Raw genomic sequence first — 25472 nt, 5'->3', positions numbered from 1 at the left:
GGGCGCGCGTCAGGCGGCGCGGCGCTCGCCGCAGAGATAGCCGATCACGGTGGCGAGCCGGTCGCGCAGCTCGCGGCGGTGGACCACCATGTCGATCAGCCCGTGCTCGAGATAATATTCGCTGGTCTGGAAATCCTCGGGCAGCTTCTCGCGAATGGTGTTCTCGATCACGCGCCGCCCCGTGAAGGCGAGCGTCGCCTTGGGCTCGGCGATCTGGACATCGCCCAGCATCGCATAGGCCGCCATCACCCCGCCCGAGGTGGGGTCGGTGAGCACGACGATATAGGGCAGGCCGGCGTCGTGGAGCAGCTGGATCGCGACCGTGCTGCGCGGCATCTGCATCAGGCTGAGGATGCCCTCCTGCATCCGCGCGCCGCCGCTGGCGGTGAAGACGATGAACGGCGCGCGGTCCTTGATCGCGGCCTCGACGCCCTGGACGAACGCCTCCCCGACCGCCTGGCCCATCGAGCCGCCCATGAAGGCGAAATCCTGCACGCCGATCACGACGCGCTGGCCGTGGATCGTGCCGCGTGCGTTGACGAAGGCGTCCTGCTCGCCGGTGCTCGCGCGCGCCGCCTTGAGCCGGTCGGCATAGCGTTTCGAGTCGCGGAACTTGAGCGGGTCCTCCGCAGCGCGCGGCGGCGCCAGCACCTCGGGGCTGCCCTCGTCGAGCAGATAAGCGAAGCGCTGCTTCGGCCCGATGCGCTCGTGATGGTCGCAGTTCGGGCAGACGAACTGGTTCTCCTCCAGCTCCTTGTTGAACACCATCGTGCCGCAGCCCTTGCACTTGTGCCAGAGCGTGTCGGTGCCCTGCGTCTTGGCGCCGGGCACGAAGCCGCCGATCGCGTTGCGGACGTTGCTGAGCCAGCTCATGCGGTCATCTCTCTTGCCTCGGCGGTGGCCGCGAGAGCCGCCGCGAGCGATTGGACATAAGCGGTGACGGGCGCCGCCGCAGCCGCACCGTGCTCCGCCACCAGCTCGACGATCGCCGAGCCCACCACCACGCCATCGGCGACGCGCGCGATCGCGCCCGCCTGCTCGGGGGTGCGCACGCCGAAGCCGACCGCGACAGGCAGATCGGTCGCCGCCTTGAGCCGCGCCACCGCCTCCTCGATCGACGCCTGCACCGCCTGCTGCTTGCCGGTGATGCCTGCGACCGAGACATAATAGAGGAAGCCGTCCGCACCCGCGAGCACCTCGCCGATGCGCTCGCCAACGGTGGTCGGCGTCGCGAGCCGGATCATCGCCACGCCGGCTTCGCGCAGCGCAGGCCCAAGCGCCTCGTCCTCCTCGGCGGGAATGTCGACGCAGATCACGCCGTCCACGCCCGCGTCCCGCGCCGCAGCGGCGAACCACGACGGGCCGCGGCGCAGCATCGGATTGGCATAGCCCATCAGGACCAGCGGCACCTGCGGGTGGCGCGCGCGGAAGTCGGTCGCGATCCGCAGGATGTCCGCGGTGCGCGTGCCCGCCGCGAGCGAGCGGATGTTGGCCGCCTGGATCGCGGGGCCGTCCGCCATCGGGTCGGTGAAGGGCATGCCGAGCTCGATCACGTCGGCGCCGCCCGCGACGAGCGCGTCGAGGATCGCGGGCGTCGCGGCCACGTCAGGGTCGCCCGCGGTGACGAAGCACACCAGCGCGGCACGACCCTTGGCGAACGCGTCGGACAGCCGGTTCAAATGCTCACTCCCAGCGCCTCGGCGACGGTGAAGATGTCCTTGTCGCCGCGGCCGCACAGATTGGCGAGGATGATCCGATCCGCCGGCATCTCCTTGGCGCGCTTGGCCACCGCCGCGATCGCGTGCGACGGTTCGAGCGCGGGGATGATCCCCTCGCTGCGGCACAGCAGCTGGAAGGCGTCGAGCGCCTCGCGGTCGGTCACGGCGGTATACTCGACCCGGCCGATGTCCTTGAGCCAGGCATGCTCGGGGCCGATGCCGGGATAGTCGAGCCCGGCCGAGATCGAGTGCGCCTCCGCGATCTGTCCGTCCTCGTCCTGGAGCAAATAGGTCTTGTTGCCGTGGAGCACGCCGGGGAAGCCGCCCGCCAGGCTCGCGGCGTGCTTGGCGTCGAGTCCCTCGCCCGCGGCCTCGACGCCGAGCATCGCGACGTCATCGTCGAGGAAGGGGTGGAACAGCCCGATCGCGTTCGACCCGCCACCGATCGCGGCAACGAGTAGGTCGGGCAGGCGGCCGGTGCGGTCGAGCAGCTGAGCCCGCGCCTCGCGCCCGATCACGCTCTGAAAGTCGCGCACCAGCTCGGGGTAAGGGTGCGGGCCGGCGGCGGTGCCGATGATGTAGAAGGTGTCGTGGACGTTGGCGACCCAGTCGCGCAGCGCCTCGTTCATCGCATCCTTCAGCGTGCGCGCGCCGCTCTCCACCGCGCGCACCTCGGCACCCAGCAGCTTCATGCGAAAGACGTTGGGCTGCTGCCGCTCGACGTCCTTGGCGCCCATGTAGATCACGCACGGCAGGCCGAAGCGCGCGCACACGGTGGCGGTGGCGACGCCGTGCTGGCCCGCGCCGGTCTCGGCGATGATCCGCGTCTTGCCCATGCGGATCGCGAGCAGGATCTGGCCGATGCAATTGTTGATCTTGTGCGCGCCGGTGTGATTGAGCTCGTCGCGCTTGAACCAGACTTGTGCGCCCATGTCGGGCTCGGCGCTCTGGCGCAGCGTCTCGGTCAGCCGCTCGGCGTAGTAGAGCGGCGAGGGGCGGCCGACATAATGTTCGAGCAAATCGTCGAACTGCGCCTTGAACGCCGGGTCCTGTCTGGCCGAGCGATAGGCGCGGTCGAGTTCGAGGATCAGCGGCATCAGCGTCTCGGCGACGTAGCGGCCGCCGTAATCACCGAAATGGCCGCGCGTGTCGGGCTGCTGACGCAGGCTGTTGGCGCGCGCCGCGGGATCGAGAGCGGGGGTGAGCGTGTCGGTCATAGCTGGGCGACCCGTTGCAGGAAGGCGGCGATCTTGTCCACGTCCTTGACGCCCGGCGCGCGCTCCACACCCGAGGAGACATCGACCAGCCGCGCGCCGGTGCGCGTCGCCGCGTCGGCGACGTTGCCCGCGTCGAGCCCGCCCGACAGCGCCCAGGGGAGCGGGTGGCGCGCGCCGTCGAGCAGCCGCCAGTCGAAGCGGACGCCCATGCCGCCGGGCAGCGCAGCGTCGTCGGGAGTCTTGGCGTCGTACAGCAGCCGGTCGGCGGCGCCGGCATAGGCGGGCGCGGCGGCGAGGTCGGCGGCGGTTTTCACCGCGAGCGCAACCCAGGTCTCGACCGCGGCGGTCCGGCGCAGCGCGGCGGCGCGCGCGGGCGTCACCTTGTGGAGCTGGATCGCGTCGAGCCGCGCCGCGGCGACGGCCTCGGCGACGAGAAAGTCCGCGGGATCGACGAAGACGCCGACGCGGCGCGCGCGCTCGCCCGTGCGCGCGGCGAGCGCGGCCGCCTGGTCGAAGGCGAGATGGCGCGGCGAGGGCGGGAAGAAGACGAAGCCGACGTGGCTTGCCCCCCCGGCGAGCGCGGCGTCGAGCGTGTCGGGCGTGGAGAGGCCGCAGATCTTGGCAGTGACGGGCATAAGGAACTCGATCGGTGTTGGCGGCGACATAGGCGCGGTAACGGGAGATTGCCACGCGAGAGCGGGCAAGATGACGGCCGGGTTGCCGCAGACGCGGCCTTCGCGACGGCGACTCTCCCGCTGCTGCCGTCATCCCGGACCTTTCCACCGGTGATCTTGGACTTGGTCCCGGATCCACTCCTCCGCGAGGGTAAGGCCGCCAGAAAGTGCGGCACGGTGGATCCCGGACCAATTCTGGGATGACGGCAAGAGTGGGCGAGGGCAGGTCCTATGCCAACCTAGCTGGGATCGTGGCGCAGCGGCCGCAGTGCTACAGCGTGGCGGCGATCGCGCGGGCGGCGGCGTCGGGGTCTAAGGCTTGGGTGATCGGGCGGCCGATCACCAGGATCGAGGCGCCGTCGTCGGCGGCCTGCCGCGGCGTCACCACGCGCTTCTGGTCGCCCGCCGCGCCATCGGCCGGTCGCACGCCGGGTACGACGAAGAAGCCACCGGCCCACGCCGCTTTGGCTGCCTTCACCTCCGCCCCCGAGCAGACGATGCCGTCGAGCCCCGACTCCTGCGCGAGTGCGGCGAGCCGCAGGACATGGTCGTGCGCGCTGCCGCTCACCCCGGTCTGCGCGAGGTCGCGCTCGTCGAGGCTGGTGAGCATCGTCACCGCGACCACTTTGGTGTCGGGGTGCGCCGCCGCCTTCGCATCCTCCAGCATCGCGCGCCCGCCCGCGGCATGGACGGTCAGCACCGCCGGCGCGAGCGGCGTGAGCGATTGCACCGCCTTGGCCACCGTGTTGGGGATGTCGTGCAGCTTGAGATCGAGGAAGACGGGCAGACCGATCTCCTCCAGCGCCCGCACGCCGGCGGGACCATTGGCGCAGAAGAACTCCAGCCCGAGCTTGATGCCGCCGACATGGTGGCGCACCCGAGCGGCGAGGGTCTGCGCGCGCGAGAGATCCGGCGTGTCGAGCGCGACGAAGACGCGACTGCTCATCACGCCACTCCCGGCGGCACCGCGCCCGGAACGGCGGCGGGGGGAGGGGGCGGAAGCGGCTCGGTGGTCGATGCCGCGCCGGTCTCGCCGAACCGCGCCGCGGCGAGCGCGCGCTCGGTCTCCAGCGCGCGCTCGGCGGCCGCGAGGCGCTGGCGCAGGCGGAAGCGGATCCAATGCTGGTAGACCAGGGTCGGCAGGAAGCCGAGCAGGAAGGTCGCCAACAGCAGCAGCGGCAGGTTCACCTCCGCCACGAGTCCGCCGAACAGCTGGATCGAGATATTGGTCCAGTTGCCGAAGGTGAACACCGCGGCGACGAACGCCATCAGGCACCAGAACAGGAGCTTGAGAAACTGCATCGGAGCACGCTAGGCGGCGCGCTGGGAATTTACCAGTGCGGGCTGGCGCGGCGCGGGGATGCGACATCGGAACATCTCGGCGGCGGCGCGCGGGCGCCGGGGCGCGCGTCCTCAGCCGACTTCGCGCCGGAGCGCGGCGATCAGCCCACGCGCGCTGGTGAGCCGCGCTTCTTCCTCGTCGAGGATGGCGGTGAAGGCCGCGCGCTTGATCGCGGCGATTCGTCCGGCGCGCAGCCGCGTCGCCGTGGGCAGGGTGGACACGGTGATGTCGATCATCCGCTCGGCGCCGTGGAGGCGTCCCCACAGATAGTCGTTCTCTCGGTAGGCGCGGCTGAAGAAGGCGCCGAAGCTGTTGAACTGAATACCCTTCAGCGTCGCCGCCGCGCCGCCCGAGCGGATCGAGCAGGCATCGTCGGGGGACACGCGATCGACCTTGATCGGGTCGAACTCGTCGAGCCCTTCGCCTTGGAGCAGCGGCAACGTCGCCACGTCGACGAAGGGAAAGCCGAGATAGTTGAGCAGCATCGGCCGGCGGATCTCGCGCGGCACGGCGGCGAGCGCGGCGGCCATGCGCGCATCGGTCGCGGCGTCGAGCGCGGTGAGATCGAGCGAGGCGCCGAATGCGTCGAGCATCGCCGCGGCATCGTCACGCAGCGCGCGCACGGTGCGGCGCAGCGCCACGTGCGAGTCGGTGCGCTTGGCGCGGAGATAGCCCGACAGCGACTCGTAGATGGCGGCGCGGAGCGGCTCTAGCCCGGCGGGTGCGTCGCGCTCGAGCTCGCCCAGCCGGCGCGCAAGCAGCCGCAGCCGGCGAACGCGGAAGTTGAGATCGAAGGTGCGCAGAAAGTCGACCATGGCTGGGCTGGCGCCCCCGGCATGGACCGCGTCCGAGTCGAGCCCGCGCGCGGCGAGCGCGGCGTCGATCCGCTCGCGCGTCCGCCCCCGATGCTGCGCGCCCGGTGCGCCGCCGATGGCGTGGAGCAATGCGGCGACGAACTCCACCACGCCCGCCGCCTTGAGCTGGCCGTAGCCGACATAGCCGTAGCCGGCGCGGTCGGCGGCCGCCTGCTGTGCGCGGCGACGCCACGCGACCAGCCGCGCCGGGGTGGGGCGATCGAGGAAGAAGGTACGGCCGAACAGCTCTTCGATCGCGGCATCGACCTGCGGACGGATCGCCTCGGTGATCGCGCGCATCCGCTCGATCCGGCGCGAGCGCTCGGCGAGCGCCTCGAGATTGTCGCGGATCGGCTGCTGGCGCGGCAGCTCGCTCAGCGCACCGAGGATCGTCTGGAAGAACCCGGGCGGCCCCTGGTGCGCCGCGCCGAGCGTCAGCTTGTGCCCGGGGGACGGGTCGACATAGACGAAGCGCCGGTCGATCTCGCGCCGCGCGGGTCGTTCGCGCAGCGCGTCGATCGCGGGGCGGAACGGCGCGTTGGCGAGCACCGAACCGTCGATCAGCACCGCGCGTTCGGCGGCGCGCGCGGCGGCGTGGCGCGGCAGCACGCGCGTGAGAAAGTCCCGGCGGCCGGGCCAGCGCTGCCGTCGCGCGCGCAACACGCGGTCGAGCTCGGCGACGGTGAAGGGCGGGAAGGCGCCGGGAAAGCTCGATGTCGCACGCGCCGCGAACACGAGCTCGGCCGGCGCGGCGAGCGTATCGAGGGCGGCGCCATGGTCGCTGAACGGGATCACGAGGCGATGCTCGGTCTCCATCACCTCGGGCGGCGAGTGGAGCTGGAGCCGCTCGGGATGACCGCCGAACTCGGTCACGGTGACGAACAGATCGAGCGGCTGATCGGGCGGCAGCAGGCGTGGCCCGCGCGGCGCCGCCGCCATCGCGTCGAAGGCGTCGAGCAGCATCGCGGTGAAGCCCTCGCCCGAGAAGGGCGGCTCGAACCAGCGCGAGCGGACGAAGTGCGACAGCTTGGCGCGCACCTCGTCGCGCGTCGCCTCGTCGAGGGATTCGAGCTGGTCCGCGCTGCGTCCCGCCGCCATCCAGGCGAGCGGCAGCGCCCAGACCTTGGAAAAGCGCGACGCCGGCGCGGCCGCGGCGTCGATGAGCCGCTCGACGTCGGCGCCCTCCAGCCACAGATCGGTGAGCGGGTCGAGCGACTGGCCGCTCGCGATCGCCTGCGCCAGGAACACGCCGTTGATCCCGCCCGCGCTCGCGCCAGCGACGATGTCGGGCAACACGCGGACACGCCAGCCTGCGCTCTCCTCGATCTCGCCGAGCAGGTCGCGATAGACCTGGGCGCTGGCACCGTGGCATGCTTCGCCGTCGCGGGCGGCGCGGCTGGCGCGGGCGAGGTGCCACACTTCCTTGACGATGCCATGCATATAGACCGCAAGGCTGATCCCGCCGTAGCAGACGAGCGCGAGCCGCAGCTCCTTCTCGCGCACGCCGGCTGCGCTCATTGCGCGACGATCTCCGCCCAGATCGGCAGATGGTCCGAGGCGACGCGCGCCGCCGCGGACTGGTGGACGCCGCACGCCGTGAGGCGCAGCGCGCGCGACACCATGATACGGTCGAGCCGCGCGACGGGCCGGCGCGCGTGGAAGCTCGGGCCGGTGTCGGCGACTTGAAATTCGCGCGCGAAGTCGCCGATACAGCCGGACGCGCGGCTCCATTCGTTGAGGTCGCCCATCATCACCGTCGCGGCTGCGGGCGCGTGATGCGCGGCATGCGAGAGGATCGCCGCCGCCTGGCGCCGCCGCCACAGTCCGGAGAGATCGAGGTGCATGCCGATCACACGCACCGCCGTGCCGCCCAGCGCGACGTCGACGCTGACCGCGCCGCGCGGTTCAAGCGCGGGAAGATGGATCTGCTGGCACGCGAGGACCTCGGCCGATTTGCGCACCAGCACCGCATTGCCGTGCCACCCCATGCTGGTGGCGCGCATGCCGAGCCCGACCGAGCGCCAGTCGCTATGCTCCTCGAGCAGATGCGGGGTCAGCACCGCGGCGCGCTGGCCGAAGCGGCGATCGGCCTCCTGGAGCGCGATCACGTCGGCGTCGATCTCGCGCAAGACTTGGAGGATCCGCTCCGGATTGCGGCGCCGGTCGGTGCCGATCGCCTTGCGGATGTTGTAGCTGGCGACCCTTAGCTTCATCACTTTGGCGTAACGAGGTGAGGCGCCCCGTGGTTGCAGCGCCGCTCTCCTTAGCGCCGCGGTAACACGCCAGCGCTACAAGCGCGCCGGCAACATCGGGTGGGCGCGGGTATGAAGCGGGGATGGAAGCTGGCGCTACTGCCACTCGGGGCATTGCTGGTCGTCGGGTTCGGCGCGGCGAGCGGCGTCTTCCTGTCGCGCGACGGCGTCGCGGCGCGGGTTGAGGCGGAAGTCCGCCCGAACGCGCCGGCGGTACCGCAGATGACGCAATTCTACGCGTTTGACCCGCCGCTGCTGGTCAATATCAAAGACACCGATGCGGTGTTGCAGGCGGGCGTGTCGGTCAGCACGCGCGACCCTGCCGTCATGGACGCGCTCAAGCGCGACGATCCGGCGCTCCGCTCGGCGATGATCCTGGCGTTCGGCGATGCCAGCGAGGCTGCGGATATGAGCGACGCTGGCAAGCAGCAGTTGCTCACCGAAATCACCGGTGCGATCAATCGCCAGCTCGCCGCAGATAACCTCCCCGCGCAGGTCGAAGCCGCGTATTTCACTGACTTTGTCGTGCAGGGCGGCAGCGACGACCAGTGACGCGGGCGCGACGCACCGCGGAACGCCATAGCGGCTACCCGGTTGATGCCGATCGGGTGCGCGTCTGCCGGCGAGAGGCCGCGACGGTTGCATCGACGAACCGGAGAGACGGGGTGAGCGAGAAAGTCTGCACCCGTGCGCCGATGGTGGCGGCACGCGACGGGATGGTGGTCATCGAGTCGAGCTGCGGGCGCTCGTTCAATCTCAGCGCGGAAGTCGCGATGCAGATGAGCGAGCATCTGATCCGCAGCGCCGCGCGTGCACGCGGCCAGCACCGCATGGGCGTGGAGCCTGCCACCGGGAGTTGAGCCGCGCGCACGCCGCATCCCCAAAGCGCCGTGTTCCCAATATGTTCTGTCCTACATGTGGGCGAGAAGCTAGGTCAACGGGCGAGGAAGGAGATGCCCGATGATCTTGCTCGACGCTCCGCTGATGACCGCAATGGCCGCCGTGATCGGCAGCCTTGCCGCGCTGGTCTGGTCGTGCCGCCGCCGCCCGTGAGCGCATGCGCCGACGATCCGCCTCAGCGCTCGTAGGCGCCGCGGATATGGGTGAGCCAGCCGGCGGCGGCGAGCGCTTCGTCGCGCGGACGCGTCGACGCCCCGGGCTTGGCCACGAAGGTCTTGGCGCGTGCGTCGTTGGGATCGATCGGTTGCGCGAACCGAAGCCCGGCGGCGCCCTGTTCGACCCACACCACGGTCGCGCCGACCGCGGCGAGCGCGCCGACCGTCACCAGCACCGTGGCGCCGCGCTGCAGCCGCTCGGCCTGATCGACCCGCACACCGGTGGCGGAGAGATCGCGCACGCGGTGCCGGGTCGCGCCGGCCTGGCCGAAACGCTCGATCAGCGCGCCAAGCATCACGCGGTGGCGCTCGGCACGCGGCAGGTGCGCGCGGCCGTCCGCGTCGGGGATGGCGGAATCGTCCACCTCAGATGTCCTCGAAGCCGTCGTCGCGCGCGGCCGCAGTGGCGGATTGCGGCGTCGTGCCCGACAGCAGTGCGATAACGTCGGGGGAGAGGCGCTGCTCGAAGCGGATCCCCACCTCGTCGTCATCGCACCACGCCACGGTGCCGACCTGCGTCTCGAGCGTGCCGATGCGAAGCCAGACTCGCTGCGCCGCCTGCAGCACGACGCCGCGTAAGCGACAGCCGCGGTTCGACACATCGACGACCTGGACGGGTTCACTTGCGCCGAGGAAGAGCCGGACGCTGCCGGTGAGCGCGGTGGGCACGCGCAGCTCGCGACGGTTGTCGCTCCACGACGCCGCCTCCAGCCATACGTCATCGCCCTCGGGTGCGCCCACTTGCTTCACCTCACGTCCGCCCGCCGCTCGCGGTGGTTCGCTTATCCTCGCATAGCCTTAAAAGTCGGTAACGAGGGGGTCGCCGTCGCATCGGGGAGGGCGGAGACCGCGCCAGCGCAGCGACCGGTCGCCGCGGGCATGTCGCGCCGTCTTGGGCGGGCGTTGCTCCGGCTGCGGCGATGTGCCGCGCCGGGTCGACTCCGGCTGGTGTTTTGGGACACAGGCGGTAGAGAGCGGCGCATGACCGAACCGGGCTTCCCCGCCGTCGGCCAGCGCCGGTGGACCGCGCGGCGCTATCGCGCGCTGCTCCGTACCCAAGGGCCGCGCTCGGTGCGTTTCCGCACGCGGCTGGCGATCCTCGCCGGCGCGGTGGCGATCGGCGTCGCCGCCACGCTCTTCGCGCTCGCCGCCGACGCCGTCAGCGCGCTGTTCGCCCGCTACGCGCACCACTATCGCTATGCGCCGCTGCTCACCACGCCGCTGCTGTTCGCGGCGCTGGTGTGGCTGACGCGGCGCTTCGTCCCGCTCGCGCGCGGATCGGGCATCCCGCAGGTGATCGTTGCGCAGCAGGATCCCGAGCGCGCCACGCGCTCGTTGGTGTCGATCCCGACGGTGGTGGGCAAGACGCTGCTCACGCTCATGGCGGTCCTCGGCGGCGCGTCGGTGGGGCGCGAGGGACCGACGGTCCAGATCGCCGCCGCGGTGATGGGGCTGACGCATCGGCTGATGCGCGTGCCGTTGCGCGGCGCGGTGTTGATCGCGGGCGGCGCGGCCGGAGTCGCGGCGGCGTTCAACACACCGCTCGCCGGGCTGCTGTTCGCAATCGAGGAGCTTGCCTCCGCCTATGAGCAGCGCGTCACTTTGCTGGTGCTCGCGGCGATCGTCATCGCGGGCATGGTCGCGCAGTCGGTGCAGGGCGATTACGTCTATTTCGGCGTGATCAGCGCGCATCTCCCGCTCGGTCCGGCATTGCTGGCGGTGCCGGTCGCGGGGATCGCGGGCGGGCTGACCGGCGGCCTGTTCGCGCGGCTGATGCTGGCGCTGGCGACCGGGCCGTACCGGCTGACCGCCTGGTCGAAGCGACGTCCGGTGCTGTTCGCGGCACTGTGCGGTGTGGTGGTCAGCGCCATCGGCGTCGGCACCGGGCTGACCTGGGGCACCGGCTATGACGCGGCGCGCGCGATGATCGTCGGCGTCGACGCGCCCCTGTGGTTCGGCCCCGCCAAGTTCCTGGCGACGCTCGCCACCGGCGTGGCGGGTCTCCCCGGCGGGATTTTCGCGCCCTCGCTCGCGGTCGGGGCGGGGCTTGGTAACCTGCTGCGCCCGCTGTTCCCGGGAGAACCCACTTCGGCGATCGTGATCCTCGGCATGGTCGGCTATTTCACCGGGGTGGTGCGCGCACCACTAACCGCGGTCATCATCCTCTCCGAGACGACCGCGAGCCGCGGGCTGCTGCTGCCGATGTTCGCGACCGCCTTCCTCGCGGACGGCGCGAGCACGCTGGTCAGCCGCGAGAAACTGTACCACGGTCTGGCGCGCACCTTCGCCCGGCCGTAAGCGCGGGCGGCGCACGTCGCCGTCCTGTCCGCGCTCGCGGCCGTGCTAATTCGTGCGCTCCACAACGGAACGGCGGACACGCGCCGGACGACGCCGGAACCCAGACCCATCAACGCCTTTCCCTGCCGCGCCGGGGTCTCGCCTGCGCGACACCAGCGCGAGCCACCTTGGCTTCCCGGCCCGGCGCCGGAATCCATGGTGCCGTAAAAACAACGGCCTGTGCGTACGCGGCACGATGGGTCCGGGGTCAAGCCCGGGATGACGAGGTTGGTTATGCTGAGCTCCCGCCGGTGCGGAAGCATCGTTCCGCTTGGTGGATCAGCCTTTAGCGCGCGCTCACCACTCCACGCCGATCTTGCCGAAATGGCCGCCTGACTGCTGGTAGCGGAAGGCGTCGGCGAGATCGTCGAGCGCGAAGCGGCGGTCGATCGGCGGCTTGATTCCGGTCGTCTCGATCGCACGGACGAACTCTTGCTGCTGACGCCGCGAGCCGACGATCAGGCCCTGCAGCCGGGCCTGCTTGCCCATCAGCGCCGCGGTGGGGACATCGCCGGTGACGCCCGCCACCGTGCCGATCAGCGCGATCTGCCCGCCGACCCGCACCGCCGCGATCGACTGGGTCAGCGTGCCCGCGCCGCCGAGCTCGAGCACATGGTCGACGCCGCGCCCGCCGGTCCAGTCACGGACCGCGCCGCCCCATTCGGGCACCTCGCGATAATTGACCACATGATCCGCGCCGAGCGCGCGCGCGCGCTCGAGCTTGTTGCCGGAAGAGGAGGTGACGATCACGGTCGCACCCATCGCCTTGGCAATCTGCAACGCCCAGATCGAGACGCCGCCGGTGCCGAGCAGCAGCACCGTGTCGCCCGCCTTGAGCGCGCCGTCGCCGACCAACGCGCGCCATGCGGTCAGTCCCGCGGTGGTGATCGTTGCGGCCTCGACGGCGTCGAAGCCACGCGGCGCATGCGTGAAGGCGGTGGCGCGGCGGACCACCGCTTCGACCGCATAGCCGTCGATGCCGTCACCAGGCGTCCGCGAGAAATCGCCGATCGTGGGCGCGCCGTCCTGCCAGTCGGGGAAGAAGCAGGAGACCACCAGGTCGCCGACCGCGAACTCTCCGACGCCGTCGCCGACCGCCTCGACCACGCCCGCGCCGTCTGCCAGCGGCACCACGCCGGGCGTGGCGCGCATCTCGCCGGTCACCACGCCCAGATCATGATAGTTGAGCGAGCTGGCGTGGAGCTTGACCCGGATCTCGCCGGGTGCGGGCGCGCCGGGGTCGGCGCGGTCGCTCATTCTCAGCGTCTCGAGCGTCGCTGGAGTGCCGATCGTCATGGCGCGCATATGCAGTTCCTTATCGTGGCTTGTAGTGGACGGTCGCGCGGCTCAGCGCTGGTCGGTAGCGGCCGGGATCCCCTGCGCGGCAGGAAGATCGACGATATCGGACGATTCCGCCCAAAGGTTGATCCCGCCATCAGCCGCCACGGCGTCGATCCGCGCGAGTTCGTCCGGCGTGAAGTCAAGCCGCGCCACCGCGTCTAGCGAGTCGTCGAGCTGTTCGACCGTGCGCGCGCCGATCAGCGCTGAGGTCACGCGCGGGTCGCGCAGCACCCAGGCGATCGCCATCTGCGCGAGCGTCTGCCCGCGTTCCCCGGCGAGCGCGTTGAGGTCGCGGATGGCGGCGAGGTTCTGCTCGGTCAGCAGCGATTGCGCGAGCGATCCGCCGCGCGTCGCGCGCGCCTCCACGGGCACGCCGTTGAGATATTTGTCGGTCAGCATGCCCTGCGCGAGCGGGGAGAAGGCGATGCAGCCGGTGCCGAGCGCCTCGAGTGTGTCGAGCAGCTCGCGTTCGATCCAGCGGTTGAGGATCGAATAGCTCGGCTGGTGGATGAACAGCGGCACCTTCTCCTCGGCCAGGATCGCGGCGGCGCGACGGGTGAGGCCGGGGTCGTAGGACGAGATGCCGACGTACAGCGCCTTGCCCTGGCGGTGCAGCTGCACCAGCGCGCCCATCGTCTCCTCCAGCGGCGTGTCGGGATCGACGCGATGCGAGTAGAAGATGTCGACATAGTCGAGCCCCATGCGGCGCAGGCTCTGCTCGCAGCTGGCGATCAGATATTTGCGTGACGAGCCGATGTCGCCATATGGTCCCGGCCACATGTCCCAGCCCGCCTTGGTGGAGATGAGCAGCTCGTCGCGGTGCGTCGCGAAATCGGCCGCCAGCACGCGGCCGACATTCTCCTCCGCCGAGCCGTACGGAGGCCCGTAATTGTTGGCGAGATCGAAGTGCGTGACGCCGCGGTCGAACGCGCGGCGCAGGATCGCGCGGCCGGTCTCGAAGACGTCGGTGCCGCCGAAATTCTGCCACAGCCCGAGGCTGATCGCGGGCAGTCGCAACCCGCTGCGGCCGCTGCGACGATACGGCATGCGATCATCATAGCGTGCAGGATCAGCAACATAGGGGGCAGGGAAGGACATAGGAGACTCCGTCGGGATCGCGTCGGCGTGCCAACGCGCCGCACCGCTCCACGCTCCCTGCCATGCAACGCGGCTATCGGCGTTGCGCCGCCGCTGGTGCACGCAACGGCGTCACGGGCGCTGATCACGCCAGATCCATCGGAGCACGGTCGGCAGCATCGCGCCACCGTCCGCGTCCGAGTGCGTGCCCTCGGTCCAGGCGTGATCGACGTCGTAGCGCGGCCCCGCGCGCCGGGTCGCATCGGCGGAAGCGTTCGCCCATTCGAACGCTTTCAGCATCTGCTGGTTGGCGAGGAACCAATTGCCATGCTCATTGTCAAGGTCGTTGCGTCCGTCCTGCAGGAAGACGCGCAGCGGCCGGATCGGCGACTTGCGGATCAGCCCAGGATAGACGTCGCCGCCATACGCCAGCGGTACGCCGCGCGGGTCGAGCCGGAGGCCGATCGAGGTGTAGCTGCCGATGAAGCTGATGACGTTGCCGAACGCGTCCGGATGGCGCCACGCCACCGTCCAGGCTGCGATCGCGCCGCTCGACGTGCCACCGATCGCACGGCGCCGCGGGTCCGTCACGAAACGCCACCGGCGCGCTACCGCAGGCAGCAGCTCGTCGATCGTCATGCGTGAGTAATCGTCCGAGATGGCGTCATATTCTTCGACGCGGTGATTCGGATTGTCGGTGCCGAGATCGTCGGGGTAGTGCGTGGCACGGTGGCCCGGCGTGACGAAGATGCCCAGCGTCGAAGGGATCGCGCCGCGGCGGCGCAGGTTGTCGAGCACGGCCGGGACCCGCAGCGAGCCGGTCGGATTGATCGCGCGCTGGCCGTCCTGGAACAGCAGCAGGTTGGGAGGGCGTGCCGGATCATAGTCCGCGGGTACGTACACCCAGTAGCGGCGCACGGTGCCGGGATAGATGCGCGAGTGCAGCTCGAAAGGGCCCTCCAGCCGCGTCGCCGCCGCCGTGGTAGACGCGGTCGCGGGCGCGGCGTCGGCGACGCCGATCGCACCGCAGCCGATGGCGAGGGAGAGCGCCGCGATCGAGAGTGCCCGCATGCCTTGCTCCTGCCGATTACCGCCAGCCTAACACGCCAAAGCGACGGGTGAAGAGCCAAACCATCACGTCGGGAACGCTCGCCGCCACTTCGGTTGCGGTATGCGCTGCGCGATGCGACAAGAACATTCAGCTGGAGGGCCTGCAATGCGGACGTTCGTCGATGGTATCGGATATGCGGCGGCTTTCCTGCTCCTCGGCAGCGCCGCGCCCGGCAGGGCGGCGCCCGTTACGCAGCCGGGCATGACCGCCACTGACGCCGCGGACCGATCGGCTGTCGCCAGCGGAGACGAGGTGCGGGCACAGATCGCGGCGATGCTGGCCGAGATGAAGCCGGAGCAGGGGTTCGCGTGGCGCCCGCTGGTGCGCGACGGATCACGCGTTGCGGCAATCGAGGTCTGGAAGAAGCCCGGCCGGCCTGCGGTTCACCCGGCCGAAGCTGAATATGCCATCGTGCTGGAAGGCGCCGGCACGCTGGTGTCCGGAGGAGCGCTGGTCGCCCCCGCCGCATCGCGCAATGGACTGGTGGAAGGCGAGCGGATCGAGGGCGGCACCACGCGTACGCTCGGCGTAGGGGATGTGCTGCTCATCCCCGCAGGCGTCCCGCATTGGTTTGGCATCACGGGCGACCGGCTTGTGTTGCTCGGCACGAAATTTCCAACCGGACGATAACGGCGGGCTTCGCATCGTAATTACGAGATTCGGTTGGCACGCCGGACCGCCGGCCGTGATCGCCTGCGCCGCTGAAGGATGCTGCCTTCAGCGTTCGCCACGGTCGCTAGAATATGGTGCGACCGCTGGGGCCGCGCGCCACCTTCGATCAGACCGCGTCCTCGATCCGCGGATACGGCCCGGCTGCGGTCACCGTCGCTTCAGTCGAAGAGGGCCAGCCTTGACTCGCATGACCCCCTCTACTCTCGCGCTGCGCACCGTCAGGCCCAGTCGGGCTGGCGCGGCTCCGCTCAACGCCATGAAGCCGCGCGCTGCGTCACCGGCGGGCGCCGTGCCACCCTGCTGCATCGAATCGGGCGCCTTGGAGCGACGGGTTGCGCACGGTCCTCGGCTGCCGCGACACTCGGACGCCGGCGATTGCCGCGCGACGACGCGCATCGCCCAGGAAGAGCCGAAACATCACGCCGCCCAGCACGAGCAACGAAGCGGCAAAAGCAACTGCGGCGATGAACCACGCGTCATGTGTCACGATGGCGTCCCTTTTTGCTATGATCGTCAGGTCCGTGGTGCTCCATGCGAAAAAAAGCTTACTACAACCTTAACCATGCCTGACAAATCCGGAGGCGCGCTGTCGGCGCCGCCCCCTGCTGCCAGCTCAAAGATTGGCATTCGCAAGGAATATGCCCCAGAGTAGGGCAGGACGCGCGCGCATCGGTGGAGATGCAGCCCCTCGGATGCTAGGCAGGCGCGGGCCGGTGGGGGCCGGGTCGCCCAGGGGGAGACAATCATGATCGCACGTCCGTCCGGCCCGGCCACGTGGCTGTCGATCCAGTATTTGCGCGCGATCGCTGCCTTGCTTGTCGTGCTCCATCACGCCCGTAATCCCGAGCCCTGGCTGTTCAATCCGCTTGCCGGGCTGTCACTGGGGCAATCCGGCGTCGACATCTTCTTCGTCATCAGTGGCTTCATCATGTATGCGGCGGCCCGTGACGAACCCGCGGGCCAATTCGTCTATCGCCGGATCGTTCGTGTCGCGCCGCTATACTGGTTGGCGACGATCGTCTCGCTCCTCTTCTTCTACCGACGTCAGCTGATAGCGTTCGATCCGGCGCTGTTCGGCAAGCTGGCCTCATCCTTGTTGTTCATCCCGAACTACAATCTGCTCCACCCGGACGAGATCTGGCCGGTGCTCGTGCCGGGTTGGACCCTCAATTACGAAATGTTCTTCTACGCGATCTTCGCGCTTGCGCTGCTCAGCCGGGCGCTGGTGCCAGTGGTGATCGCCGTCATTATCGCGGCTGTCTCGGCGGGAAGGCTCATCGGCTCGGATAATCCGGCGTGGCTGACCTATACCGACCCGATCCTGCTCGACTTCGCCTTCGGTCTTCTGATCGCGCGCTTCTACCCGGCGGGCGCGAGCCGCTGGCTCGTGCTGTTGCTGCCGCTCGGCGTTGCGCTGTTGCTGCTCGCGCCGGTGCCCGGCTCGTGGCGTGCCTTGTATTGGGGCGTGCCGGCCGCGCTCATCGTGATGGGCGCGCTGGCGCTGGAAGCGGGCGGGGGGCTGCCGCAATTGGCCGGGCTGAAGACGATCGGGGACGCGAGCTACTCGCTCTATCTCGTCCATCCCATGGTGATCACCGTGGCGGACAAGGTGGTCCAGAAGGTGCCGCTCACCGGCTTCGCGCAGTTCGCGCTGCTGCTGATCGTCGCCTTCGTCGGATCGGTCCTCGCCGGCATCATGACGCATCGCCTGGTCGAAAAGCCGCTGTTGCGCCGGCTGCAGGGCCGGCGGCGGCCGGCGGTCGGCGCCGGCGTCGCACCGCCGCTGGAGCGCCCCGCCTGAGCGCAGCGCAGCGATGACCCGTGCGCGAGCAGCGGCGGGTGTTATCCCTGGATTACCGAACGTTAAGTCACGCGACCGTAAAAGCCACGCCAGGTTGACGTGGGGCGGGACTGGTGCGGTTTACGGGTGTGCATGGTTGTTTACTGGCGCTGCTGACGGCAGCGTGCGGGCAGGTGGCGGAGACCGGCACCAGCCGAGTGGTCGTGGTGAGCGGTGGGGCCATCGCCGCAGCAAGCCGGCCGGTGGCGCCACCGCTCCCCGCGGTAGCGCCGGACCTCGTCGCCCCGGAACAGCGTCAGCAGGAAGCGATCGATCTGGCCGCGACCGATCGCTACCCGGTGCTGCCTCCCGACCATCTCGAGCTCGCGCGTGAAAGCCTAGCCAGCGACGGCACCGACGGGGTGTGACGGCGCGGCCAGGCGTGACGACGGCTCGCCGCCTTGCACCAGCGATCGGAAGTGCGCCATGCAGGCGCCGATCTCGAAATCGTTGAGCACGCGCTCGCGACCGCGTCTCGACAGCTCGACGCGCAGCCCGTGATCCCGGCCGAGCGTCACCAGCGCCTCTGCGATCGCCGGCGCATCACGCTCGGGCACCATCAGGCCGCAGCCGTCGCCGGCGAGCTCGGCGATCCCGCCATTGGCGGTGGTGATCACCGGCAGTCCCGCGCCCATCGATTCGATAAGGAAGACGGGAATGCCTTCCTTGTCGCCGTCCGCCGCGGTCACGCTGGCCAGGACCGATGCATCATAGCGCCCGGAGGTGAGCGCCTGCAGCAACGTGTCATGGGCCGTCACGCCATGCCAGGTGATCTGGCTGGCCACGTCCAGTCGCTCCGCCTGCTCGCGCAGCGACGCGCCCAAGGGGCCGTCACCGAAGACGTCGAGGTGGACGCGTTGGCCGCGGTCGCGCGCCAGCCGTAGCGCCTCGATCAGGTAGACGTGGCCCTTCTTGTCGACCAGCCGCGCCGCGGTGGCGATGCGCACTTCGTCCAGCGCACCGGCCCGCGGCGTCGTTGCGACCGGCGGCACCGTAACGCCCATGTGGAGCACGAGCGGTGCCGGCGTATGCGGACGGAACTGGATCGCCAATTCGCTTGCCCCCGGCGCGTCGATCGCGCGGACGAATCGTGCTCCCTCCGCCTTCCATCCGACCAGATTGCCCTGCGCGATATCATAGCGATGCGCAGTGATGCTGTATGGCACCCCGGCCATGCGCGCGGCCACCACGCCCATCGTTGCCGGCGCCGCGATCCAGTGGATATGAACGTGATCGAATTGCCGCTGCCTCAGCTCGCGGGCGAGCCACAATCCTTTCGGGAAGACCGCGAGATTGCGGAGCGCCAGGGCGGGGCTCGGCGCACGCGCTATCGTCGCCAGCGTCGTCAGCGCGCGCCAGGGCCGGCGCGCCGCCTCGGCCAGCGCGCCGGCGAGCACGCGCCGCGAGACCACCGGCGCGGCGAGGGTACGGTCGAGCAGGTGCTGGCCGTGCACCATCGCCGCCTGGGACAGCGGCACGAGCCACACGTCCCATCCTGCGGCGAGATGGTCCGCCACCTCCGGGAGAATAAATGCCTCGGTCGCGCCGAACGGCATCTCCTTGCTGAGATATGCGATCTTTAACGCACGCTCGCCTGCCTGCCTGGTCATGACGCCTCTCGCATTTCGCCGACATCCGCCTGGCGCAGCTTCTGCCCGATCTTCACCGCGATCGCGCGCGCCCGCTTCGTACGGCTCTGGCGATAGCGCGCGAAGGCGTCGCGCGTCCGGAGGATGCTTTCTTTCTGCTCCGGAAAGACTTGGACCAGCGCGTCGAGCTGCGCGATGTGGAGGTCGTGATAGAATGGGCTGGCAAGGTTGCCGGCGAGGTCATAGGTCGACCAATAGCCCGTATCGAAGCGCGGCAGCGCGCGCGCGAGATCCGCGGCAAGGGTGCGGGTTTGCGCCGCCACTTCGGGATCCTGCGTCAGAACGGCATAATCGACGATCCCGATGAGCGCGAACATCCAGCCGTTGAGAACGGCTGGCATCGCCTCTCCCGGATATTCCTCCAGCGCGAGGATCCCGTCGAAGCGTCGGGTGAGCCCTTCTGCACCGGAATTCATCAGGAAGTGATAGGCGCGGTCCGCGACCGCCCGCCACGGCCCGTCCGGGTCGGCAACCGCGGCGCGCGCCAGAACGGACAGCCCTTCGCCCTGCGCCATGGCCGAATAGAAAGAGATCGTCGGCCGCCGCAGCGCGTGCCAGCACGACCAGCCACCTCGCTCATCGATCGATTCAGCTGCCCAGCGCGCAGCCTGAAGCAGGCGTTCCTTGCCGTCCGGCACGCGGCCGAGCAGCGCGGCGTCCCAATTGCCGAGCGCCCATTGGAAGACGACAATCGGGAAGCTGAAGGCTGGGTCGGTGTCCGTCTGTACGACGGGGACGCCGTGGGCCCCGGTCGCGCCAACCCACTGCGCCTTGCCAGTGAGATCGTTAAAATAGCCTTCAAGAGCCCAGGGTCGAAACGCCTGCCCCACGCCTTGCGGCACGTGCTGGTAGCTTTTTCCCGTAGCGTAGCGAAGCCATTTACCGAAACGCATCGTATATCGACGGATCATGCAATTCCACCCTTGCGGCCGCTCCGTGAGAGCACGTTGTCACCAACTGCCACGATGCGGACGTCTACAGTTGGACGCACTTAACGCTTAAGGCCACGTTCATCTAGCTGTCTCGATTCAGGACGGTTAGGTCAAGTCCATACGGTAAGCCGTTGTGTAAGAACGGCGAGTTGCTAGCCCTTGGGGAACTAAGGAGCACAGGGAAAGACCATGATTCGCCGGAGCAGGGCGACCATTTTGGCCGCGAGGGCCCGGTGAATACGGTCGAGCCGACGCTCGGGCGCGCTCACCTGCGTCCCGCGCCAGCAAGGCGCGCCGCCGAGGCGCAGCCGCCGCGCCGTCCGTTGCACGCTTTCGTGCGGCGCTGGGGTGCTCTGCCGCTCGCCATCGGTGTGCTCCTGGCGCTCGGCTTCGGTGGCGATCTTACCTCTTCTCTCGCTGGTGTCGGCGGCCTTGCCTGGCGTCTGGGCGCGCTGTTGCTCGTCTTGGTGGCGTGCCGCAGCGGGCTGAACGTCGATGCGGCGATCACCTTCGCCATCGCCTTCGTGCCATGGCTGGCCGCGTCCATGATCGAGATGTGCGTTTTCCTCAATGTGGACCAGGTCTCCGATTACGCCCGGCAAATCTTCATGGTCGTCATTGGTGCCGCAGTCTACGCGGCGGCGCAGTCGCGCGAGAAGCGGGCGCAGGTGCAGATCGCGCTGCTCTGCGCGGCGACGCTCGCCGCGGTGCTGAGTACGATCATGACGATCCCGCTTCTCCAGCACGGCTGGTCGTGGGAAGCGGTTCGCGCCTCCAAGAACGAACTGGTGCTGACCACGGGGTTCGGCGCCAATACCGTTTGCTTCGCCGGCATGATCGCCGCGCTGGCGAGCCCGCAGACCGGTCCAGAGCGGTTCCTGAGCCGCGGTCTCGTTGCGTTCTTCACGGTGCTGTCGATCATCCTTGGCGCGCGGGCGCCGATCGGGCTGTTCTTTCTCTCCGCCCTGATCGCACTGCCATTGTCGAAGCGCAGCTGGAACAGCGGGCGAGCTCGCGTCAGCCAGGCGCTCCGGCTGTCGGCGATCGTGATCGGCGCCATCGTCCTGAGCTTTCTTTTCTCCATCCCTTTTATCGCGCATTCGGTGATCGCCGACGGTCTCGCCGGTCGCGCCGGGCTCTGGCAGATCGGGTTGCGCGGCTGGTGGGACGCGCCGTTGTTCGGCCACGGCGTCCACACCTGGATCGACATCGTGCAGCAGAATCTCGGCGCGGCGGACTATCGTACGATGTACGAGATGCAATCGACCGCGGCGCTGCGGACCGGCGGGTTCCATAACGTCTGGATGAACACCCTCGCGGAGCGCGGGCTGATCGGCCTGGCGGGTCTGTACGCGTCCTACAGCCTGTTGCTGACGCGATTGCTCGCCAATCTGCCGTTCAACCGGCGCGAGCAGCGCTTCCAGGCGCTCGTCCTGTTCCTTTTCGTCTTCCTGCGGGGGTTCGTGGAGATCACTGGTCTGATGTCCTATGCGGACGCCGCGCTCGACGCGATTGTGATCGCCGCACTGGCGGTGACGATCGCATCGGACCAGCCGCGTCGGCGCCGACGCGCACGACACCGCGCGTCCGCTGCGAGGCCGGCGTGAACCGCGCGCGCCTTCGCGCGATCGCGGCCGTGCTGCTGCCGCTCGCCTTCGTTCTCGCCTCGCGCTTCGTCGGGCTGGGGCGCGAGCTGATCATTTCCGCGGGCTTCGGCCTGTCGGCGGCAACCGACGCCTTCTACCAGCTCTCCGCGATCCCGACGTACCTGATCACCTACGTCACGGGTCCGTTCGCCACCGCTTATATCGTCTGGGCGACCGGCGCCCGCGCTTTGCCCGAAGCGGCACAGCTGCCGCTGATGCGGCGCTGGGCGACCATCGCCAGCGTCGCGATCGCGCTGGCCTTTCTCATCGGCGCGATCGTGATCGGTGGCGTGCACGAGCGTCCACAGGATCTCGCCGCAGCGGCGATGATGGCAGGCGCCTGCGTGATGCTCGGACGGGTAGGGCTCGGTGCGGCGGTCTCGAACGCGCGGGGGCGGTTCGGCCGCGCGCAGGGTCTGCTCTTCGCCAACAATCTGACCTTCGTGCTGCTGCTGGGAGCCGGGGCGCTGCTGAGCGCACGCGGCAACGTCCTGCTGCTGCTTTGTGGCGCCTTCTGCATCGCGTCCCTTGTCGCCGCGGGCTTCGCACAGCGGGCGTTGCGACCGGTCGACACGGCTGACCCGCGCGGCGAGATCGTGGACGTCGATGCGACACGACGCTCCATCCGGCGCGATCTGTTGCCGAACCTGCTTTACGCGAGCATCGAGACCGGCGGCTTCCTGTTGACGCAGAGCGTGGTGCTGGTGCTCGCCTCTGCTTCCGGCGTGGGCACGACCTCGGCCGCATCGCTGGCGCAGCGCCTCTGCCTTACCGCCAACGGTCTCTTCGTGAATCCGCTGTCGAACATGGCGATGGTGCATACCGCGCGGCGCGACGAGCGGGCGCGACGTGCCTTCGCGACGCGCGTGGTGCTGGCCACGCTGGCCGCGCTCGCGGTGGTGGCATTGGCCTTGGTGGTGGCGCGTCGTTGGCTGCCCGAGCTGGCGGCGCATGGTGGCCATTTCAGCCGCGCCAACGCGGACCTGCTCGCCGCGCTCATCCCAGGATACGCGCTGTGGCTGGTGGCGCAAGGGACCAGCCTTATGCTCAGCCGTCTCTCGTTCACGCTCGGCCACGCCCGCTTCTACACCGCCCTGACCACTGCGGGCTACGTCGTCGCGAATCTCGCGCGGGTGTTGTCCTGGTGGCAATTCGGCTTCGTCGCCGCGGTCGCCGCTGGCGCCGCGATCGAGCTGGGGGTGGCGCTGACCATCCTGATGGTGATCGTCCGCCGTCCTGAAAGCAACGCGTCGATGTCCAACGCTCTCCGGGGAGCACAGGCATGAGCGCGCCGGAGCTGATGCTCGTCACCGAATCGTCCGGATCAGGCATGGGCCGCTTCACGGTCGAGCTCGCCAATGCGATCCAGCAGGCCGGGGTAGCGGTACAGGTCGTGTCGCCGCCGCAACAGCATGCGTTCGCGGTAACGTCGCACGACGTGCTCGTCCCGCCGGCGTCGCGGCGACGCGTCGCCAAGCTGGCCAATCTCGTGCGCCTCTCCGCCCAGCTCGCCGGCGCGATCGTCCGGCGCAGTGGCCGCGACAGGCCGGTTCTCATGGTCCATCTTGCCCCGTCGCTTCCCGCCAGCCTGCTGCCGATCGCGGCCGCTCGCCTGCGCGGGGCGCCAATCGCGCTCAACCTGCACGATTATTATCCGCATACGTTGCGCTTTCCCGCGCGGCTTCGCGGCGTCGAGCGGGCGCTCTACCGTTGGGCCTACCGTCGCTTCGATCTCGTGCTCACCACCACGGACGAGCAGGCGCGGCGCCTCGCCGCGACCGGTGTGCCGGCGCAGCGGATCGCCGCGCTCTATCACGGTGTCTTCACCGTTCCCGGCATCATACCGCCGGCGCCCGACGCGCCGGCCCGCTTGCTCGTCTTCGGGTCGCTGCGCCCCAACAAGCGCGTGCTCGAGTCGATCCGCGCCGTGCGGCAGCTGCGTGATTCGGGCGTGGACGTCGAGCTGCGCATCGCCGGCGCGCCGCGTCGCGAGGACGCCGATTATTGGCGCGCCTGCCTCGACGCGCTGCCATCCGACGGCGCCGGCTTCGACGTCCAGGCCCGCTTCATCGATGAGGCCGAACTGCCCGCCATCTACTCTGGCGTCGACGCCTTCCTGTGTCCCTATGCCGACTTCGATTCGCAGAGCGGCGTGTCGATGACCGCCGTGTCGAACGGCATTCCGGTGATCGGCACCGCGGCGGCGCGCGCCGCGAGCCTGCCGACCGGCGGCGAGGGGTGGACGACCGTCGCCGACGCCGCGGACGTCAGCGCGATCGCCGCCGCGATCTCCACGTTTCTCGCGGTACCGCGCGAACAGCGCCGCGCCGACGCCGCCACCGCCCGTGCGCGCATCGAGGAAGTCGCGGGCTGGCCTCGATTGGGGCGGCTGTATGCGGAAGCGATGGTCGAGCGCGGCTTCTGGGCGCGTCCGGGGCCGCCTGGCTAGCCGCCGTCGCCTCCCGCGGCGCGGGCCTTAGATAGCCTTTCGATAACGACAAACAATGCCGGGTCGTATTCACGTCTACCGTACTCCGACAGCGGAGGGGGAACATGCTCGTTTTCTTCAGCATCATCTGCATCGTGGCGCTTTTTCTGTTCGTCCACCCTTATGTCACTTACCCGGCATCGTTGTACCTGTTCCCGGCCAAGGACGTGGTGATCGACCGTGCGCGTCCGCGGCCGAGCGCCAGTCTTCTCTTTTGTGCGTACAATGAGGAGCGATCGCTGCCGTCCAAGGTCGAGAACGTTCGTGCGATCAGCGCCGACCGCACGGATATCGAGTGTCTCGCTTACTCGGACTGCAGCAGCGACGGCACGTTCGACCTGCTCCAGCAGCAGGGCAACCTGATCCGTCCGGTGTCGGGCGCGAAGCGGACCGGGAAGGCGCTCGGCATGCGCCGGCTCGTCACGATGGCCCGCAACGACATTCTCGTGTTCACGGATGCCAATGTCATTCTGGATCCGGCGTCGATCGATCCGCTGCTCAGCTATTTCTCCGATCCCACGGTCGGGGGCGTCGCCGGCACGCTGGTGTACGTGAACCCCGATGAGAGCACGACCGCGCAGGTCAGCAGTGCCTATTGGCGCCTGGAAGAGGCGATCAAGCAGCTGGAGTCGCGCTGCGGTTCGATCATGGGCGCTGACGGCTCGATCTTCGCGGTGCGGCGCGAGCTGTATCCTGAGGTGCCCGGGCACCTCCTCGACGACTTCATCGCCTCGATTTCGGTGACGTTCCAGAACCATCGGCTGATCCACGCCACCGATGTGGTCGCCTATGAGCGCAGTGCGACGGTGTCCGCCGACGAGTTCCGGCGCAAGCGGCGGATCGCGTGCCGCGCCTTCAACACGCATCGTTATCTCTGGCCGACCATCCGCAGGACCTACTCGATCGGCGATCTGTACAAGTACGTCTCCCACAAGTTGCTGCGTTGGTTCGGCATGGTGACCCTGACCGTGGCGGCGGTGAGTGCCATCCTTATGTTCGCGCTCGCGGGCCTGCCGCTGATGGGGGCGGGGTTGGTCGTCGCCGGTGCGGGCGTGTTCTTCCTGGGGCAGCGCGGCGTGCCGGTAGCGAGCGCGGCAAGCGAGCTGCTGCTGTCGATTGCCGCGACCTATCTGGGCATCATCGATTCGCTGCGCGGCAAGACCTATCAAACCTGGGCGCCGGCGCTCTCCCGCACCTGAGGCCGAGG

The 25472-nt window shown here is 69.3% G+C and carries 25 protein-coding genes; 10 read left to right on the top strand and 15 right to left on the bottom strand.

All coding sequences use genetic code 11. The features are described from left to right. Window positions 1–9: 9 nt before the first annotated feature. The 8 genes from accD to ACMGDM_RS13955 all read right to left on the bottom strand — a co-directional run bounded on the left by accD (window position 10) and on the right by ACMGDM_RS13955 (window position 8018). A complete protein-coding gene (gene accD, locus ACMGDM_RS13990) occupies window positions 10–873 on the bottom strand; it encodes an acetyl-CoA carboxylase, carboxyltransferase subunit beta (protein WP_436804719.1) in 864 nt (287 codons plus the stop codon). Beyond that, the gene (trpA, locus tag ACMGDM_RS13985; RefSeq protein WP_436804718.1) at window positions 870–1679 is read right to left on the bottom strand and encodes a tryptophan synthase subunit alpha; all 810 of its coding nucleotides are present in this window, start codon (window positions 1677–1679) and stop codon (window positions 870–872) included. Before trpA ends, accD begins: the two co-directional genes overlap by 4 nt. Then, window positions 1676–2935: a tryptophan synthase subunit beta gene (gene trpB / locus ACMGDM_RS13980; RefSeq protein ID WP_436804717.1), complete on the bottom strand. Its 1260-nt coding sequence runs from the start codon at window positions 2933–2935 to the stop codon at window positions 1676–1678. Before trpB ends, trpA begins: the two co-directional genes overlap by 4 nt. Continuing rightward, the gene (locus tag ACMGDM_RS13975; RefSeq protein ID WP_436804716.1) at window positions 2932–3570 is read right to left on the bottom strand and encodes a phosphoribosylanthranilate isomerase; all 639 of its coding nucleotides are present in this window, start codon (window positions 3568–3570) and stop codon (window positions 2932–2934) included. Before ACMGDM_RS13975 ends, trpB begins: the two co-directional genes overlap by 4 nt. Before the next feature lie 310 nt (window positions 3571–3880). Beyond that, complete coding sequence (gene pyrF, locus ACMGDM_RS13970) at window positions 3881–4555, bottom strand: orotidine-5'-phosphate decarboxylase (RefSeq protein WP_436804715.1); 675 nt, start codon at window positions 4553–4555, stop codon at window positions 3881–3883. Continuing rightward, window positions 4555–4911 (bottom strand): hypothetical protein, encoded by a 357-nt coding sequence (locus ACMGDM_RS13965; RefSeq protein ID WP_436804714.1) that lies wholly within the window; start codon window positions 4909–4911, stop codon window positions 4555–4557. Before ACMGDM_RS13965 ends, pyrF begins: the two co-directional genes overlap by 1 nt. 111 nt (window positions 4912–5022) lie before the next feature. Further along, entirely contained in the window at window positions 5023–7323 is a 2301-nt protein-coding gene (locus ACMGDM_RS13960; protein ID WP_436804713.1) for a patatin-like protein, read from the bottom strand. Continuing rightward, a complete protein-coding gene (locus ACMGDM_RS13955) occupies window positions 7320–8018 on the bottom strand; it encodes an endonuclease/exonuclease/phosphatase family protein (protein WP_436804712.1) in 699 nt (232 codons plus the stop codon). Before ACMGDM_RS13955 ends, ACMGDM_RS13960 begins: the two co-directional genes overlap by 4 nt. Window positions 8019–8129: 111 nt before the next feature. Here ACMGDM_RS13955 and ACMGDM_RS13950 point away from each other — a divergent pair, with 111 nt between their 5' ends. Together ACMGDM_RS13950 and ACMGDM_RS13945 are read left to right on the top strand one after the other, a co-directional pair. After that, on the top strand, window positions 8130–8609 hold the full coding sequence (locus ACMGDM_RS13950; RefSeq protein WP_436804711.1) for a flagellar basal body-associated FliL family protein: 480 nt from the start codon (window positions 8130–8132) through the stop codon (window positions 8607–8609). Window positions 8610–8722: 113 nt separating this feature from the next. Then, window positions 8723–8917 (top strand): hypothetical protein, encoded by a 195-nt coding sequence (locus ACMGDM_RS13945; RefSeq protein WP_436804710.1) that lies wholly within the window; start codon window positions 8723–8725, stop codon window positions 8915–8917. A gap of 215 nt (window positions 8918–9132) precedes the next feature. Here ACMGDM_RS13945 and ACMGDM_RS13940 read toward each other — a convergent pair whose 3' ends face one another. Continuing rightward, entirely contained in the window at window positions 9133–9537 is a 405-nt protein-coding gene (locus tag ACMGDM_RS13940) for a PilZ domain-containing protein (protein WP_436804709.1), read from the bottom strand. A gap of 1 nt (window position 9538) precedes the next feature. After that, window positions 9539–9913 (bottom strand): PilZ domain-containing protein, encoded by a 375-nt coding sequence (locus ACMGDM_RS13935; RefSeq protein ID WP_436804708.1) that lies wholly within the window; start codon window positions 9911–9913, stop codon window positions 9539–9541. Between the two features lie 240 nt (window positions 9914–10153). Here ACMGDM_RS13935 and ACMGDM_RS13930 point away from each other — a divergent pair, with 240 nt between their 5' ends. Beyond that, complete coding sequence (locus ACMGDM_RS13930) at window positions 10154–11470, top strand: chloride channel protein (RefSeq protein ID WP_436804707.1); 1317 nt, start codon at window positions 10154–10156, stop codon at window positions 11468–11470. Window positions 11471–11806: 336 nt separating this feature from the next. Here ACMGDM_RS13930 and ACMGDM_RS13925 read toward each other — a convergent pair whose 3' ends face one another. The 3 genes from ACMGDM_RS13925 to ACMGDM_RS13915 form a co-directional block, all read right to left on the bottom strand. Then, window positions 11807–12814, bottom strand: a complete 1008-nt coding sequence (locus ACMGDM_RS13925) for a zinc-dependent alcohol dehydrogenase family protein (RefSeq protein WP_436804706.1) — start codon at window positions 12812–12814, stop codon at window positions 11807–11809. A gap of 42 nt (window positions 12815–12856) precedes the next feature. Beyond that, window positions 12857–13948 carry an L-glyceraldehyde 3-phosphate reductase gene (mgrA, locus tag ACMGDM_RS13920; protein ID WP_436804705.1) on the bottom strand — a complete coding sequence of 364 codons (1092 nt, stop codon included), beginning with the start codon at window positions 13946–13948 and terminating at the stop codon, window positions 12857–12859. 111 nt (window positions 13949–14059) lie between these two features. Continuing rightward, window positions 14060–14998: an alpha/beta hydrolase gene (locus tag ACMGDM_RS13915; RefSeq protein WP_436804704.1), complete on the bottom strand. Its 939-nt coding sequence runs from the start codon at window positions 14996–14998 to the stop codon at window positions 14060–14062. Between the two features lie 145 nt (window positions 14999–15143). Here ACMGDM_RS13915 and ACMGDM_RS13910 point away from each other — a divergent pair, with 145 nt between their 5' ends. The 3 genes from ACMGDM_RS13910 to ACMGDM_RS13900 all read left to right on the top strand — a co-directional run bounded on the left by ACMGDM_RS13910 (window position 15144) and on the right by ACMGDM_RS13900 (window position 17918). After that, window positions 15144–15668, top strand: a complete 525-nt coding sequence (locus ACMGDM_RS13910) for a cupin domain-containing protein (protein WP_436804703.1) — start codon at window positions 15144–15146, stop codon at window positions 15666–15668. A gap of 787 nt (window positions 15669–16455) precedes the next feature. Then, window positions 16456–17511 carry an acyltransferase family protein gene (locus ACMGDM_RS13905; protein ID WP_436804702.1) on the top strand — a complete coding sequence of 352 codons (1056 nt, stop codon included), beginning with the start codon at window positions 16456–16458 and terminating at the stop codon, window positions 17509–17511. A gap of 113 nt (window positions 17512–17624) precedes the next feature. Then, the gene (locus ACMGDM_RS13900) at window positions 17625–17918 is read left to right on the top strand and encodes a hypothetical protein (RefSeq protein WP_436804701.1); all 294 of its coding nucleotides are present in this window, start codon (window positions 17625–17627) and stop codon (window positions 17916–17918) included. Here ACMGDM_RS13900 and ACMGDM_RS13895 read toward each other — a convergent pair. Continuing rightward, window positions 17889–19160: a glycosyltransferase gene (locus ACMGDM_RS13895; RefSeq protein ID WP_436804700.1), complete on the bottom strand. Its 1272-nt coding sequence runs from the start codon at window positions 19158–19160 to the stop codon at window positions 17889–17891. The two genes, ACMGDM_RS13900 and ACMGDM_RS13895, sit on opposite strands and share 30 nt — an antisense overlap. Beyond that, window positions 19157–20110 (bottom strand): D-glucuronyl C5-epimerase family protein, encoded by a 954-nt coding sequence (locus ACMGDM_RS13890; protein ID WP_436804699.1) that lies wholly within the window; start codon window positions 20108–20110, stop codon window positions 19157–19159. Before ACMGDM_RS13890 ends, ACMGDM_RS13895 begins: the two co-directional genes overlap by 4 nt. 254 nt (window positions 20111–20364) lie before the next feature. Here ACMGDM_RS13890 and ACMGDM_RS13885 point away from each other — a divergent pair, with 254 nt between their 5' ends. From ACMGDM_RS13885 to ACMGDM_RS13870, 4 genes are all read left to right on the top strand, one after another. Further along, on the top strand, window positions 20365–21738 hold the full coding sequence (locus ACMGDM_RS13885) for an O-antigen ligase family protein (RefSeq protein ID WP_436804698.1): 1374 nt from the start codon (window positions 20365–20367) through the stop codon (window positions 21736–21738). After that, on the top strand, window positions 21735–23063 hold the full coding sequence (locus ACMGDM_RS13880) for a hypothetical protein (protein ID WP_436804697.1): 1329 nt from the start codon (window positions 21735–21737) through the stop codon (window positions 23061–23063). The genes ACMGDM_RS13885 and ACMGDM_RS13880 overlap by 4 nt, the downstream gene beginning before the upstream one ends. After that, complete coding sequence (locus ACMGDM_RS13875; RefSeq protein WP_436804696.1) at window positions 23060–24226, top strand: glycosyltransferase family 4 protein; 1167 nt, start codon at window positions 23060–23062, stop codon at window positions 24224–24226. The genes ACMGDM_RS13880 and ACMGDM_RS13875 overlap by 4 nt, the downstream gene beginning before the upstream one ends. A 104-nt stretch (window positions 24227–24330) precedes the next feature. Next, window positions 24331–25464 (top strand): glycosyltransferase, encoded by a 1134-nt coding sequence (locus ACMGDM_RS13870; RefSeq protein WP_436804695.1) that lies wholly within the window; start codon window positions 24331–24333, stop codon window positions 25462–25464. Window positions 25465–25472 lie beyond the last annotated feature (8 nt).

Source organism: Sphingomonas larreae, from assembly GCF_051400595.1.
Lineage (GTDB): Bacteria > Pseudomonadota > Alphaproteobacteria > Sphingomonadales > Sphingomonadaceae > Sphingomonas.
This window is presented reverse-complemented; position numbering and strand designations above follow the sequence as displayed.

Coding starts and splice junctions, on each gene's coding strand:
- ACMGDM_RS13905 (WP_436804702.1), top strand. CDS start 16,456: ATGATCGCACGTCCGTCCGGCCCGGCCACGTGGCTGTCGATCCAGTAT.
- ACMGDM_RS13975 (WP_436804716.1), bottom strand. CDS start 3,570: ATGCCCGTCACTGCCAAGATCTGCGGCCTCTCCACGCCCGACACGCTC.
- trpB (WP_436804717.1), bottom strand. CDS start 2,935: ATGACCGACACGCTCACCCCCGCTCTCGATCCCGCGGCGCGCGCCAAC.
- ACMGDM_RS13875 (WP_436804696.1), top strand. CDS start 23,060: ATGAGCGCGCCGGAGCTGATGCTCGTCACCGAATCGTCCGGATCAGGC.
- ACMGDM_RS13960 (WP_436804713.1), bottom strand. CDS start 7,323: ATGAGCGCAGCCGGCGTGCGCGAGAAGGAGCTGCGGCTCGCGCTCGTC.
- pyrF (WP_436804715.1), bottom strand. CDS start 4,555: ATGAGCAGTCGCGTCTTCGTCGCGCTCGACACGCCGGATCTCTCGCGC.
- ACMGDM_RS13890 (WP_436804699.1), bottom strand. CDS start 20,110: ATGATCCGTCGATATACGATGCGTTTCGGTAAATGGCTTCGCTACGCT.
- mgrA (WP_436804705.1), bottom strand. CDS start 13,948: ATGTCCTTCCCTGCCCCCTATGTTGCTGATCCTGCACGCTATGATGAT.
- ACMGDM_RS13930 (WP_436804707.1), top strand. CDS start 10,154: ATGACCGAACCGGGCTTCCCCGCCGTCGGCCAGCGCCGGTGGACCGCG.
- ACMGDM_RS13965 (WP_436804714.1), bottom strand. CDS start 4,911: ATGCAGTTTCTCAAGCTCCTGTTCTGGTGCCTGATGGCGTTCGTCGCC.
- ACMGDM_RS13925 (WP_436804706.1), bottom strand. CDS start 12,814: ATGCGCGCCATGACGATCGGCACTCCAGCGACGCTCGAGACGCTGAGA.
- ACMGDM_RS13950 (WP_436804711.1), top strand. CDS start 8,130: ATGAAGCGGGGATGGAAGCTGGCGCTACTGCCACTCGGGGCATTGCTG.
- accD (WP_436804719.1), bottom strand. CDS start 873: ATGAGCTGGCTCAGCAACGTCCGCAACGCGATCGGCGGCTTCGTGCCC.
- ACMGDM_RS13910 (WP_436804703.1), top strand. CDS start 15,144: ATGCGGACGTTCGTCGATGGTATCGGATATGCGGCGGCTTTCCTGCTC.
- ACMGDM_RS13895 (WP_436804700.1), bottom strand. CDS start 19,160: ATGACCAGGCAGGCAGGCGAGCGTGCGTTAAAGATCGCATATCTCAGC.
- ACMGDM_RS13955 (WP_436804712.1), bottom strand. CDS start 8,018: ATGAAGCTAAGGGTCGCCAGCTACAACATCCGCAAGGCGATCGGCACC.
- ACMGDM_RS13870 (WP_436804695.1), top strand. CDS start 24,331: ATGCTCGTTTTCTTCAGCATCATCTGCATCGTGGCGCTTTTTCTGTTC.
- ACMGDM_RS13915 (WP_436804704.1), bottom strand. CDS start 14,998: ATGCGGGCACTCTCGATCGCGGCGCTCTCCCTCGCCATCGGCTGCGGT.